Here is a 12,363-nt window from a genome sequence, read left to right as displayed (position 1 = left end):
CACGCACCTGATAGATCGGAACGTCATGCGAAAACCCCTGGCCATCGGCCTGTCCGTGCTGGTCACCGCGGTTGTGGTGGCCCCGGCCGCGCCTGCACACGAGTCGAAGCGGCCCACGCTGCTGCAGTTCGCCTCCCTGCCCGCGGAGACGTTCGTGCCCGCCAGCGAGCCCTCCGGCGCGGCGCTCGGCACCGCGCCGGTGAACGGCATCACGCCGCCGTTCGCCGACCAGCCGATCCAGGGCTTCAGCGGAGTCGTCCGCAACCAGGACGGCACGTTCCACGTGCTGACCGACAACGGTTACGGCAACAAGGCCAACAGTGCCGACTTCGCGCTGCGGATCAACCACATCGGGCCTGATTTCGCCCGAGGGCGCATCGACGTCCTCGGCGGGATCACCTTGACCGACCCGGACCGGCACGTTCCGTTCCCGCTTACCAGGCCGGACCGGGTTCTCACCGGCGCGGACTTCGACCCCGAGTCGATCGTCCGCGCCGGTGACGGGACGTTCTGGCTCGGCGACGAGTTCGGCCCCTACCTGCTGCACTTCGACCGCGCAGGCCGGCTGCTCGCGCCGCCGGTCTCGTTGCCTGGCGTGTTCGCGCCGGAGAACCCAGCAGGTCAGGCGAACATCGGCAGCAGCAAGGGCTTCGAGGGCCTGGCGATCTCGCCGGACGGCCGCACGCTGAACGCGTTGCTCGAGGGCACGGTCCAGGGTGACGAGCCGGGCACCCTGCGGCTCAACGAGTTCGACATCGCCGCTGGCAAGTACACCGGCAAGCGGTGGATCTACCAGCTCGGTTCGCCCGATCTGGCCATCGGTGACGCGATCACGGTGGACCGCAACCGGATCCTGGTGATCGAGCGGGACGGCGGCCAGGGCGCGGACGCCAAGATCAAGCGGGTGTACGTCGCCGACAAGCGGGACCGTGACCGGGACGGCAAGCTGGACAAGACCTTGCTCGTCGACCTGATGAACATCGCCAACCCGCGCAGGGTGGGCGGCTTCAGCGAGACGTTCACCTTCCCGTTCCAGACCATCGAGGACCTGGTGCTGCTGGACGACCGGACGCTCGGGGTGTTGAACGACAACAACTTCCCGTTCTCCTCCGGCCGGACCGCGGGCAAGGCGGACAACAACGAGTTCATTGTCGTGCGCCTGCCGGAGGACCTGCGCTAGCTTGGCGGTCATGGAGACTGCCGCACTGGCCAACCTGCTGTTCGAGGACACCACCAGCACGTTGCGGATGTACGCCGTCTACCTCGGCGAGCGTCTCGGTTACTACCGGGCGCTCGCCGACGGCGGCCCGATGACCTCCGCCGAGCTCGCGGAGCGGACCGGGACCAACGAGCGCTACACCCGGGAATGGCTGGAACACCAGGCGTCAAGCGGTCTGCTCACAGTGGACGCCGACAGGGTGTTCACCCTGCCGGCTGAGCACATTCCGGTGCTGGCCGATCCTGATCACGTGCTGTACGGCACCCAGCCCAGCATCGACCTCGCCCGCGTCGCCCGCCGGTTGCCCGAGCTCGTAGAGGTGTACCGGACCGGCGAAGCACCCACTCCCATCCCGTGGGAGCCCGAAGGGCGAGCCAACCCCAACCGCGCCCAGTACCTCAATCTGCTTGGCAAGCAATGGCTTCCCGCGATCCCTGACGTCCACAAGCGACTGTCTGCCGGAGCCAGGGTCGCTGACATCGCGTGTGGCCTTGGCTGGACCAGCATCGCGATGGCACAGGCATATCCGAACATCACCGTCGACGGACTCGACCTCGACGCCAAGGCCATCGAGACGGCACAACGCAACGCGGCCGAGGCCGGTGTCGCCGACCGGGTCACGTTCTCCGCGAAGGACGCGAGTGAACTCACGTCGGCCGAGCCGTTCGACGTCGTGTTCATCATCGAGGCCCTGCACGACATGAAGCACCCGGTCGACGCGTTGACGGCCGCCCGGAACCTGCTGGCCCCGGGCGGATCCGTGTTGGTGTTCGACGTCAAGCCGGACGAGGAGTTCAAGGCCCCGGGACCACTGCTCGAACAGTTCGAGTACGGCTGGAGCCTGGTCGCGTGCCTGCCGCCCACGATGGGCGATCCGACCTCGGCGATGACCGGGACCGTGATGCGCCCCGCCACCCTCCGCCGGTACGCGGAGGAGGCGGGGTTCACCGATGTCGCCATCCTGCCGATCGAGGCCGACACGTGGCGCTTCTACCAGCTCAAATGAGCTAACACGACAGCAGCGCGGTCCGGAAGTTGGCCGTGTACGTGGTCGGGCTCGCCGGAGCCACGATGGTGTGGCTCTGCGCGCCACCGTCGGACCACGACCGGAAGCAGTACCGGACCAGTCCACTGCCCTGCGGACTCGGCGCACTGATCGAGTTGGCCGAACCCACGATCACAGTCCGGGTGAACGGTGCCGTCGCCGATTGGCTGAAGTGCGTCAGCGTCCGTCCCGACGGGTTGCTGGCGAACGTCAGCTGCACGGTCCGCGGATCAAGCCGGACCGATGTCGTTCCGGTACGTCCACTGGAGTCGCGCGCGGTGAGCACGAGCTCCAAATAGGACGGATACTCGTGATCAGGAGCCGAGAAACTCCCATTCCCCGCCCCAAGGAAGCTCTGCACTGTGTGCGAGTGGCAGTTGCTCGGACAGTGCTGCAGGATCAGCTGCCAGGACAGCGCACTCGCAGGAAGTGAGCCATCCTGCGCGTCCATGGCATGACCGGAGAACGTGATCGGGTCGCCGACCTTCCAGCGCAACGACGAGTCCGGGCTGTCGATCACCGGAACCGGGTCGGGGTTGACCGGATTGCCCGCCGTCACGACCACTGTCGCGGTGTCGCTCAGTCCACCCGGGTCGGTCACCCGGAGTTTGACCGACACGATCCCGTCCGTGGTGTAGGTCCATGTCGGGTTCACGGCGGTCGAGTCGTCGAACGCGCCGTCGCCGTCAAGGTCCCACGCGTAGGCCAAGGTCTGTGCATCGGGATCGCTCGACCCGGAACCGTTGAACTGCACATTCAACGGCAGCGCGCCGCTGGTCGGGTTGGCCGTGGCGACGGCTGTCGGCGGACGGTTGCCGGTCGGATAGCTGACGCGCCGCAGCTGGCCGCCGTTCAGCGTGACGTAGAAGATGTCGCCGCCAGGGCCGGACAAGACGTGCACAGGCACGTTGGCGCCGGTCACGAACGGCGTGATCATCGACGGGTCAGGGGTACCGGATGCGTTGCGGCGCATGGCCCAGATGCATCCGCGCGAGGCGTCAGCGAAGAACAAAGCACCACGGTACTCGGCCGGATAATTGCTGTTGTTCTCGAACGCGATTCCGCCGACCGCCGAGCTGCCGGTCGGGCATCCGTCCCCCGAGACCACGTTATTGCTGTGGTTGTACGCGAGGTGTGGCGCGTTCTGCCCTGTGCCATAGAGGTTTTCACACGAGTTGAGGTTGGCATTGTCGTAACCTGACTGCCGGGCGTTGCCTTCGTAGCACGGCCAACCGAAGTTCTCCGCAACACCGTCGCCGATGTTGCTGATCCGGTTGACCTCTTCCCACGTTCCCCACCCGACATCGCCGACCCACAACTCGTTGGTGCCGGGCCGGATTCCCATCCGGAACGGGTTACGCAAGCCGTAGGCGATCACGCGCCTGGCGTTGGCGTCCGTGCTCGAAGCGAACGGGTTGCCAGGCATGCCCGCACCGGTACTGGGGTTGATACGGATGACGGTTCCGTCCAATGTGCGCGGTTGGGTGGACGCGCGACGGACGGACTGGGAACGCAGCGCGCCACCTTCAGCCGTTGGCGGGCTGAGGTTCGTGCCAGCGGCACCGGGCGGGTCTGTGCATGGGTTGCCGACTTGGCCCCAGTCGGCGAAGTTGAAGCTCGCGCCGTCGCCGCCGCTGACGTACAGGGCGCCGTCCGGTCCGAAAGCGAGCGAACCAATGGAGTGGCTTGGGTACTGCTGACACCAGTCGGTCAGCACGACTTGTTCGGCGGAAGCCGTGTTGCCGTTGGCGATCAGCCGCGACAGCCTGCCTTGGACGAGACAGCCTTGGTTGGTCGCGCCAGGCGGGTCGGGACAGACATCGCCCCACCCGAGGTAGTCGTAGGTGTACAGCACGTAGACATGAGGCGTGGCCGGGAACTGCGGGTCGAGTGCCAGCCCGAGCAGGCCACGGTCCCAGAAGTCATGCACTTGCGGCCTCAGGTCGGCGAACACGGTCGGCGTGGTGTCGCCAAGACCGTCATAGACCTTGATGATCCCGCTCTTCTCGGCGATGAACACGCGTCCGTCGGGAGCGAACGCGGCCTGAGTCGGCGCGGACAGTCCGGAGATCACTGCTGTGTCAGTGAAACCTGCGGGCACGGCGGCGGATGCCACCAGCCCGCCAGGTAACGCGACCAGCGCGCCGGCCAGCACGGCCAGCACAGTCAGAAGTCGTTTCATGCGACGGTTCCCCTCGGCGAATCGACACGGGATGGGGTTCGTCGCGGACATCGCAAATCGGACAGACGGCGGTAGCAGGATCGGCCAATTGGTGCACATCGCACACTGGACACGGGCCCGATGAGCGGATGTGACCGTGCCAAGTGGACCAGCGCGGTCGCTGTCCGTCGCCGGGTGTGATCCATTCCGCGACGACAACAGCGCTGGTCACCCTCGAGGGCACCGCTGACACCGTTGTCCCGGGTGGCTGCTGCGTGCCAAGTGACACAGTTGGGGGATACAACCGGCGGTACTGTGTTGAGCCATGCCGGATGTCGACTACTACGCCATTCTTGGCGTACCCCAGTCGGTATCGGACGCTGAACTCAGGTCCGCGTACCGCAGGCTTGTCCGACGCGCACATCCGGACAACGGCGGCAACGTCGACACATTCCAGCTGATTCAGCAGGCCTATCGGAAAGTGCGGGCGACTCGCACGGAAAGCAAGTTCGCCACGCACCAGACCACCACCACGAAGACCCGGCGAAGACCGGACCGGTGGAAGCGGATGGTCTGCTGGTGCTGCGGGATGCGCACGGCCCGGCGGCCGCTCGTGGTGGTGTTGACCAAGCTCGACGCCCCCGACCAGCAGGTGGACCTGCCCTATTGCGATTGGTGCTGGTCGCAGCGGGTCAACGTGCGAGACCGGCGGATGATCTCGGCCTTGCAGACGGCGACGGCATCATCCCGGGTCGGCTTCGGGATGCTGGTGGCGGCGTTGCTCGGCTTGGTCGCGATGATCGGCTACCTGTGGTTGCTCTTCGAGCCGTCGCATTCCCTGGTCGTGCTGGTGCTGGCGTGGGTGGTGATCATCGCGCTGCTGGTCGCCGGGTTGTGGCCGATCAGCAAGCGAGCGACCGAGATCCGCCAGCACGCCGCCGACTTCCACCAGCGGCTCGTGGACCATCCGCCGATCGCCAAGCTGCTGGACCTCGGCTACCGGCTGTGACCGGCGGCCGCTCGCAGTTCGGCGGCGAACTTCGCCGAGTCGTGGTCCTCGCCGACGCCCTCGACCAGGATGACGTCGCCCACCAGGTGGTTGCGGCGTAGCGGCAGGATCTCCTGGTAGCCGGGCGACTCATACCACTGCTTCGCCACTTCCATACTGGGAAATTCGATCAGGACGAGCGTTCCCGGCCATACGCCCTCCTGAACTTCGATCTTGCCGCCGTGCACGAGGAACTTCGCGCCGAACGGTTTCAACGTGGCGTCAATTCGCTCCAGGTATTCGTAGACGTCGTCGTGCAGTGGGCCTGCCTGACGCAGGTGAGCGAGTCCGTAAGCGGTCATTTTCGTCCTCCTTCTCGGATATCCTCACCCTCTCCGAGGAAGAGAACGCTGTCGATTACTCGCCACGTAGCTGCCTGCGGATCTCCTCCAGCTTGTCGCGCCCGGCCTGCTCCCGCTCGGCCATCTGCTCGTCGATCGACTTGGCCTCGGGCATGCCCTCGGCCAGCTCGTTGGCGCCGATCGAGGTGGCCATCCGGTTCTCGATCCGGTCGCGGACGTAGTCGAACGTGGGCACGCCGCCGTCGGTGTAGTCGAACTCGGGCGCCTTGACCGGCGGTGTCTCGACGATCTCGGCGTCGATGATGTTCGGATCCGGCTCGGTCATCGGCTGCTCCATTTCCCCTGGTGGCGTCCCCGCCACTTACGAGAGTATCGCGTCGACGGCCTTCTTCAGCGCGCTCGGCTGCGAGGGCTTGCGCGGCGCCTTCTTCTTCAGCTCGATCATCTTGGCGCCGATCTCCTGCAGCTGCTTGCGGCCGAGCCCTTCCCGGACCTTCGGGAACCACTCGGACTCCTCTTCGTCCATGTGGTGCTTGACGCTCTCGATCAGCACGGTCGTCTTGGCGTCGAACCGCTCGTCCTCCGGCTTCATCATCGACAGCTCGACGCACAGCACGTCGGCCACATGATGCTCCTCATAGGACTCCAGCACGTCGTCCTCGACTTCCGGCAGGAGCTTGCGCACTTCCGGATACATGCACTCGTTCTCGATGTACGTGTGCACGGTGAGCAGTTCGAGGATCTTGTCGACCAGCCTGCCCTTGGTCGCTGTCGCGTTCTCCCCCGCGTTCTCGAACTCGGTGAACAGCCTGCGGATCTCCTTGTGGTCTTCCTTCAGCAGCACAATGGCGTCGGTGGACATGGCTCCTCCAAGTCAGTACGGACACTGCGGGATTACCCACCGGCTCGTACGTTTAATACGACCAATGCCGGGAACGCCAGCGGCGTGGGAATGCCCGTGCTGACCAAGCTCGATCAGCTGATCGAGCTCATGGCCATGGATCTGCCGCTGTTCCTGCGCTACTCGCCCGGCCCGGAGGCCGACGCGGCGCATCCCAGCGTGGACCACGAAAGCGGCCTGCAGATGCCCGGCCACTCCGCCAACCCGCTGCGTCCGCCGTCGTGGTGGACACTGCCCACAGAGGACTGGATGGCCCGCCGGATCTGCCAGTACCTCCGCAAACTCGAGGAGGGTGCCCGCCCGTGGGTGCTGACCGGCGAGGTCACCAGCCACGGCCCGGACAACGAGCCTTTGCTCGTGAACGTCACCCCGATCGCGTGGCTGGGTGACGAGTTGCTCGCCGAGGCGCAGCAGCGCTACACGCAACGCATGAACGCGGGGAAGTCCAGCGCTTGAAAGCCGTTTGACTGGTCCGCCGACGGGAACAGAAGTCCTATGTGGCTGCTCCGACCTCCCGGCGTGTACCGCCCCCAGGAGGACACCTGGCTTCTGGCTGATGCGCTGCGGACCGCGCCGCTTCCGCCACGAGCGACCGTTTTGGATGTATGCACTGGTACCGGGGCGCTTGCCGTGACAGCCGGGCAACTCGGCGCGGCTGAGGTGACCGCGGTCGACGTGTCCCGCCGGGCGGCCGCGGCTGCCTGGATGAACGGACGGGTCAACGGCGTGCCGATCCGCACGATATGCGGTCATTTCGGCGATCTTGTTGGTAGCGAACGCTTTGACGTGGTGCTCGCCAACCCGCCCTACGTCCCGGCACCAGATGTTCCGGGAAGCGGTAAGGCAAGGGCATGGGACGCCGGAGACCGCGGCAGAGCCGTTCTCAACCGGCTTTGCGCAGTCATTCCCTTGCTGCTGAACGACAAAGGCATGGCTTTGATCGTCCACTCCGAACTGTGCGATCCGGACGCAACCGTGCACCAGTTGCGCGGCGCGAACCTGAAGGCGGCCGTGATCGCCCGGCAGGTCATTCCGTTCGGGCCGGTCATGCGGTCACGGGCAGCATGGCTGGAGTCGGCCGGGCTCATCGAACCAGGCCAGCGGCACGAAGAACTGGTGGTGATCCGGGCCGATGTCACAAGCCAATGACGCGCGCCGCGTGGTCGTCGTACCTGGTGGCCCGATCCTGATCGACGGGCCGGTCGAGCTCACCATGGACGACGGAACCGTGGTCCAGTCCGACCGGTTCGTCGTCGCGATCTGCGCATGCCGTCGCAGCAAACGGTATCCGTTCTGCGATACCAGCCACCGAACCCGCGTCAGGTCGTCCTCCGACGAAGCGACGACTGCCCGGCCCGCCACGAACTGAGGACGTGCTCGCCGAACCGCTCCTCGAGCAGTTCTGTTGCCTGGACACCGAAAACAACCGATTCGGTCAGCTCGGGCTCGCGGTCGAGAAGATCACCGATGACGTCACGGCGCATCACTTGTTCGTGGACCGCGTCCGCCTCCATGTGCTCGGTGTAGAAGTGCAGGCAGGCTTCGTCCGCGTCGAACCGGCTGAGCGCCTTGACCATCCGCTGCGCACTGGGCGCCGTGGTGATCTCCGCAGCGGCGAAGTGGCCGACCAACGCACCTCGGAATGCGCGGTGCAGCCCGAACAGCGACATCATGTTCACCACGGCCAGCATCTGGGCCGGAACGTCGTCGAGGTAGTGCAGGTAGCCGGTTTCCAGTCCGGCCCCGGCCAACAGGTCGACGTACAGCTGCGAGTGCAGCCGCTCGGCACGGCCACCACCGAACTCGTCGAACTCGACCGCGACCAGTGCCGCTTTGGCCCGGCCTTGCAACCGGGGAACGACCCAGATGTGCGGATCGGCCTCTTTGTGGTGGTAGATCGAGCGGTGTACGAAATACTCCCGTATCTGCCACCATTCCCCGTCGTCTTTGAGGAAGTGGCTGACTCCCTCGCCGTCGACCGGCTCAACCAGCAACTGCGCCAGCACACCGGAGATGTCGTCACCGCCGGGCACGTCTTCCCGCAGCGCTGCGAGGAACACCTTTTCCATGTCGCGCCGCAACCGCAGCAGATCGGGGTCCCACTCCCATTCGGGATCCACGTCCGGGAAACCCCGATAGTGCAGTTCGTACGCGGTGTGCAGCGCCAACTGGAGGTCTTCGCCATAGGGGTCGTGATCGACCTCGGGCAGGGCCTTGCTGGTCCCGCCGAGTAGATCGATCACGGCCGCGGAAAGGTCGCCGCGCGGCTCGGGCAGCTTCACAGGTCCTCCATGAGGGCGTCGACCACGGCCACCGGGTGGCCCGTGACCCGTGGCCTGGGATGCACTGGCGGCAGCCCAAGCAGATCGGTCAACTCGGTCAGCAACTGCCGGGCAGGCACCGGACGTCCCGACCTCAGGTCGATGGCTGGACCGTTGATGCCGTGGCGGGCAGCCGCCCAGACTGCCGCTTTCGCCTGTTGGTCGCCGATCGGCTTCGCCTCGCGCCCGGCATCGAGTTCGGCGAGTGCGTACCGCACCAATCTTTCGGTCAGCACGGCTTGCTGGACGGCTTCGTCCACGGTCGCCGCCGCGTCCGCCACCCGCACCTCGATCGTCGGATATCGCGGAGACGGCCGCGCGAGCCAGAAGGTCATGGCGTGGTCGACCAGAACGCCGAAATCCACCAGCTGGTCGACGAAGTGGTCGTACTCGGCGGCGGAACCGAACCAGGGCGTCAACCCGCTGCCAGGAAACCGCGACTGCTGAATCATCCGCCAGCTCGCGTACCCAGTGTGCCGCCCATTGTCGAACGGCGAATTGGCGGACAACGCCAGCAACGTCGGCAGCCAGTACGACATGTGGTTGATCACGGCGATGGCCGTGTCCCGGTCGGAGATCCCCACGTGCACATGGCAGCCCGAGACCTGGTAGTCCTCAACCAGCCCCTGGTAGATGTCCCCGATCCGCTCGAACCTCGCCCCAGCGGTCAGATGCACATCCGCCCCGGACAGCACAGCGGTGCCCGACGAGACCAGCCCCAGCTTCTCCCTGCCCGCGGCCGCCTTCAGCTCGGCACGACCCGCGGCCAACTGACCCCGCAGCTCATCGACGGTCTGACAAACCCCGGTCGCGAACTCGACCTGGGTGTTGAGCAGCTCGGGGTGCACACGCGCACCGGCAGGCAACCGCCCGACCTGCTTGAGCACGAAGTCCGCGTAGGGCGCGGTCCGGCGGGTAACCGGATCCACCACCAGGAACTCCTCTTCCACTCCGATCGTCACTTCGACGGTGTACCCAGCAAAGTGGCCGGGAACCAACCGGCGGTTTCATCCGACTCGTTGTCCAACACCCTGCGAAATCCGAGGACGACGATGACGACCGACGAACTGATCGAGCCGGACACCGCCGCGCCGGCGAAGAGCGCCAGACGGGGATCCTTACGGCCGTTGCTGCTGAGGCTGCACTTCTACCTGGGCGTGTTCGTCGGGCCGTTTCTGTTCGTCGCCGCGTTGAGCGGGTTGTTGTACATCTTCACGCCGCAGTTGGAGCGGGCGATCTACGCCCATGAGCTGACCGTTCCGGTCGGGCAGGCGAGGCAGCCGCTGCAGGCTCAGGTGGAGGCGGCACAGCGGGCATTGCCGGACGCGACGTTCGTGCGTGTCCGCCCTGGCGAGGCCGAAGACGCCTCGACGCAGGTCATCTTCAGCCGGTCAGACCTGGCGGCCAGCCATTGGCTGACGGCCTATGTGGACCCGTACACCAGTGAGGTCCGCGGCACTCTCGAAACATACGGCTCCAGCCAGGCAGGTCCCGTACGTACCTGGATCGACGAGCTGCACCGAGGCCTCCATCTCGGCGACTTCGGACGGCTGTACAGCGAACTGGCCGCGAGCTGGCTCTGGGTGGTCGTGCTCGGCGGCCTAATCCTGTGGTGGGGTCGCCGCAGACCAGCCAAGGGCAAGGGCCGCCGGAAACTGCTGTCGTGGCACGCGACAACCGGCACTTGGGTCGCGATTGTCCTGCTGTTCCTGTCGGCAACAGGTTTGACGTGGTCGCAGTACGCCGGCGAAACGGTCGACGACGTTCGTGCGGCGCTGTCGTGGGAGACGCCAACGCTTCCCGCGAGCGTGCCTGACCACGGCGGTCACGGCGAGCATCACGGTGGCGGCGGTCAGGTGACGGGCGCGAACGTCGACCAGGTGCTGAACATCGCTCGTGGCTCCGGATTGGACGGTCCTGTCGAGGTTGCCGTGCCGTCCGGGCCCGGTAAAGCCTATGTGGTCAAACAGATCCAGAGCGCATGGCCGACCAAACAGGACTCGGTCGCGATCGACCCGGGCACCGGCGAGGTGTTGGCCAAGCTCAGGTTCGACGACTACCCGTTGGGCGCCAAGCTGACCCGCTGGGGCATCGACGCGCACATGGGGATGTTGTTCGGTCTGGCGAACCAGCTCGTACTGGCAGCGGTCTGTGTGTCCTTGCTCGCGATGATCATCTGGGGGTACCGGATGTGGTGGCATCGCAGGCCGACAAAGGGCTTCGGCCGACCGTTCCCGCGTGGGGCGTGGCGCAGCGTCCCCAAACCAGTCCTCATCGGACTCATCGTGGTCACGGCCGCGCTCGCCTGGTATCTGCCGGTTCTCGGTGTTTCGCTGGCCGGATTCCTGGTGATCGACTGGATCGTCGGCCGCGTCAGGGCCCGGTCCTAGGACGGCGACGGGTAGACCGCTACCGCAGTGACCGCTGGGCGATCGGGGCTCGCTACCAGATCGGCAGCGGTAGCTGGCGGGTGGACGAGGCTGATCGCCTGTTACCGGCCGGCGGTCTACCCACCACCGTTCTGACCGCGGCGGTACTTCCCGGGAGGCAGGCCGAACTGCCGTTTGAACGCGGTAGCGAACGCGAACTCCGAGGCGTAGCCGACTTTCCCGGCGATCACACCGATGGGATCCGTTGTGTCGCGGAGCATCTGGGCGGCGATGGTCATCCGCCACCACGTCAGGTACGTGAGTGGCGGCTGCCCCACCTTTTCGGCGAACCGGCGGGCGAAAGGGGCGCGGGACAGTCCGGCGACAGCAGCAAGGGTCGCGACTGTCCACGGGTGAGCGGGGTTTTGGTGCATCGCGTGCAGGGCTGACGCGACGACGGGGTCGCGCAGGGCGTGCGCCCAGCCCGGTGAGTCCTCAGCGGAGAACCACGTGCGCAGGATGTACACCAGCAAGGACTCAAGCAACGCCGGGACGAGCGCCTGGGTGCCTAGGCGTGGCTCGGTCAGCTCAGCGCTCAGCAGTTCGATGGCCAGCCGCAGGTCGATGCCCAGCCGGGCGGGGAGATGGATAGTTTCGGGCAAAGTCAGCAAAAGTGGATGGGCTCGGCTCGGGTCCAGCTCGTAGGCACCGCACAGGGTCACGGTCTGGGCTCCGGTCGCGTGGGACGCGGGGTCCGAGCTCAAGGTGTGGCCCTGGCCGTGGGCCATGAACACCACGTCGCCTTCGCGCAGCTCAAGGGGTGGATGGCCGGGCCTGGTGAGCCAGCAGCTGCCGTGCAGGATCACCTGGAAGCCCGCCGCACCCGCGACCGGGTCGAACCAGTGGCTCCACGGCGCACGCCACGCGATCTTGGCCGAACGGGGCTCGCCGGTTCGCATCACCGCTATCACGTCGCTGAGCAGATCCACAGATCGAG

Annotated in this window: 14 protein-coding genes; 7 read left to right on the top strand and 7 right to left on the bottom strand. The window is 66.2% G+C overall.

Features of this window, described 5'->3' with window-relative positions:
- The first annotated feature begins 25 nt into the window (after window positions 1-25).
- Window positions 26-1,180 (top strand): esterase-like activity of phytase family protein, encoded by a 1,155-nt coding sequence (locus B9C43_RS29730; RefSeq protein WP_084430230.1) that lies wholly within the window; start codon window positions 26-28, stop codon window positions 1,178-1,180.
- Window positions 1,181-1,190: 10 nt separating this feature from the next.
- Window positions 1,191-2,225, top strand: coding sequence for an SAM-dependent methyltransferase (locus tag B9C43_RS29725; protein ID WP_143446674.1), 1,035 nt, complete (start codon window positions 1,191-1,193; stop codon window positions 2,223-2,225).
- Between the two features lies 1 nt (window position 2,226).
- On the opposite strand, the gene B9C43_RS29720 is transcribed toward B9C43_RS29725, so the two are convergent.
- A complete protein-coding gene (locus B9C43_RS29720; protein ID WP_084430228.1) occupies window positions 2,227-4,446 on the bottom strand; it encodes a PQQ-dependent sugar dehydrogenase in 2,220 nt (739 codons plus the stop codon).
- Between the two features lie 304 nt (window positions 4,447-4,750).
- Between B9C43_RS29720 and B9C43_RS29715 the strand changes: the two genes are divergently transcribed.
- On the top strand, window positions 4,751-5,434 hold the full coding sequence (locus B9C43_RS29715) for a J domain-containing protein (RefSeq protein ID WP_084430227.1): 684 nt from the start codon (window positions 4,751-4,753) through the stop codon (window positions 5,432-5,434).
- On the opposite strand, the gene B9C43_RS29710 is transcribed toward B9C43_RS29715, so the two are convergent.
- The 3 genes from B9C43_RS29710 to B9C43_RS29700 are packed head-to-tail and all read right to left on the bottom strand — an operon-like array spanning window position 5,422 to window position 6,637.
- The gene (locus B9C43_RS29710; RefSeq protein WP_033382956.1) at window positions 5,422-5,775 is read right to left on the bottom strand and encodes a DUF1330 domain-containing protein; all 354 of its coding nucleotides are present in this window, start codon (window positions 5,773-5,775) and stop codon (window positions 5,422-5,424) included. The genes B9C43_RS29715 and B9C43_RS29710 overlap by 13 nt on opposite strands.
- A 55-nt stretch (window positions 5,776-5,830) precedes the next feature.
- Window positions 5,831-6,100 (bottom strand): hypothetical protein, encoded by a 270-nt coding sequence (locus B9C43_RS29705; RefSeq protein ID WP_084430226.1) that lies wholly within the window; start codon window positions 6,098-6,100, stop codon window positions 5,831-5,833.
- Between the two features lie 36 nt (window positions 6,101-6,136).
- On the bottom strand, window positions 6,137-6,637 hold the full coding sequence (locus B9C43_RS29700) for a hemerythrin domain-containing protein (protein WP_084430225.1): 501 nt from the start codon (window positions 6,635-6,637) through the stop codon (window positions 6,137-6,139).
- 90 nt (window positions 6,638-6,727) lie between these two features.
- Between B9C43_RS29700 and B9C43_RS29695 the strand changes: the two genes are divergently transcribed.
- The 3 genes from B9C43_RS29695 to B9C43_RS29685 are packed head-to-tail and all read left to right on the top strand — an operon-like array spanning window position 6,728 to window position 8,045.
- Entirely contained in the window at window positions 6,728-7,132 is a 405-nt protein-coding gene (locus B9C43_RS29695; RefSeq protein ID WP_033382954.1) for a DUF6098 family protein, read from the top strand.
- A 39-nt stretch (window positions 7,133-7,171) separates the two neighbouring features.
- A complete protein-coding gene (locus B9C43_RS29690; RefSeq protein ID WP_084430224.1) occupies window positions 7,172-7,825 on the top strand; it encodes a HemK2/MTQ2 family protein methyltransferase in 654 nt (217 codons plus the stop codon).
- Entirely contained in the window at window positions 7,809-8,045 is a 237-nt protein-coding gene (locus B9C43_RS29685) for a CDGSH iron-sulfur domain-containing protein (protein ID WP_033382952.1), read from the top strand. The genes B9C43_RS29690 and B9C43_RS29685 overlap by 17 nt, the downstream gene beginning before the upstream one ends.
- On the opposite strand, the gene B9C43_RS29680 is transcribed toward B9C43_RS29685, so the two are convergent.
- Together B9C43_RS29680 and B9C43_RS29675 are read right to left on the bottom strand one after the other, a co-directional pair.
- Window positions 7,996-8,958, bottom strand: coding sequence for an iron-containing redox enzyme family protein (locus B9C43_RS29680; protein ID WP_143446673.1), 963 nt, complete (start codon window positions 8,956-8,958; stop codon window positions 7,996-7,998). The genes B9C43_RS29685 and B9C43_RS29680 overlap by 50 nt on opposite strands.
- Window positions 8,955-9,959, bottom strand: coding sequence for a carboxylate-amine ligase (locus tag B9C43_RS29675; RefSeq protein ID WP_143446672.1), 1,005 nt, complete (start codon window positions 9,957-9,959; stop codon window positions 8,955-8,957). Before B9C43_RS29675 ends, B9C43_RS29680 begins: the two co-directional genes overlap by 4 nt.
- A 90-nt stretch (window positions 9,960-10,049) precedes the next feature.
- Here B9C43_RS29675 and B9C43_RS29670 point away from each other — a divergent pair, with 90 nt between their 5' ends.
- The gene (locus B9C43_RS29670) at window positions 10,050-11,387 is read left to right on the top strand and encodes a PepSY-associated TM helix domain-containing protein (protein ID WP_084430222.1); all 1,338 of its coding nucleotides are present in this window, start codon (window positions 10,050-10,052) and stop codon (window positions 11,385-11,387) included.
- 116 nt (window positions 11,388-11,503) lie between these two features.
- Here B9C43_RS29670 and B9C43_RS29665 read toward each other — a convergent pair whose 3' ends face one another.
- The gene (locus B9C43_RS29665) at window positions 11,504-12,355 is read right to left on the bottom strand and encodes an AraC family transcriptional regulator (protein ID WP_084430221.1); all 852 of its coding nucleotides are present in this window, start codon (window positions 12,353-12,355) and stop codon (window positions 11,504-11,506) included.
- Window positions 12,356-12,363 lie beyond the last annotated feature (8 nt).

The organism is Kibdelosporangium aridum (genome assembly GCF_900176515.1).
GTDB lineage: Bacteria > Actinomycetota > Actinomycetes > Mycobacteriales > Pseudonocardiaceae > Kibdelosporangium > Kibdelosporangium aridum.
This window is presented reverse-complemented; position numbering and strand designations above follow the sequence as displayed.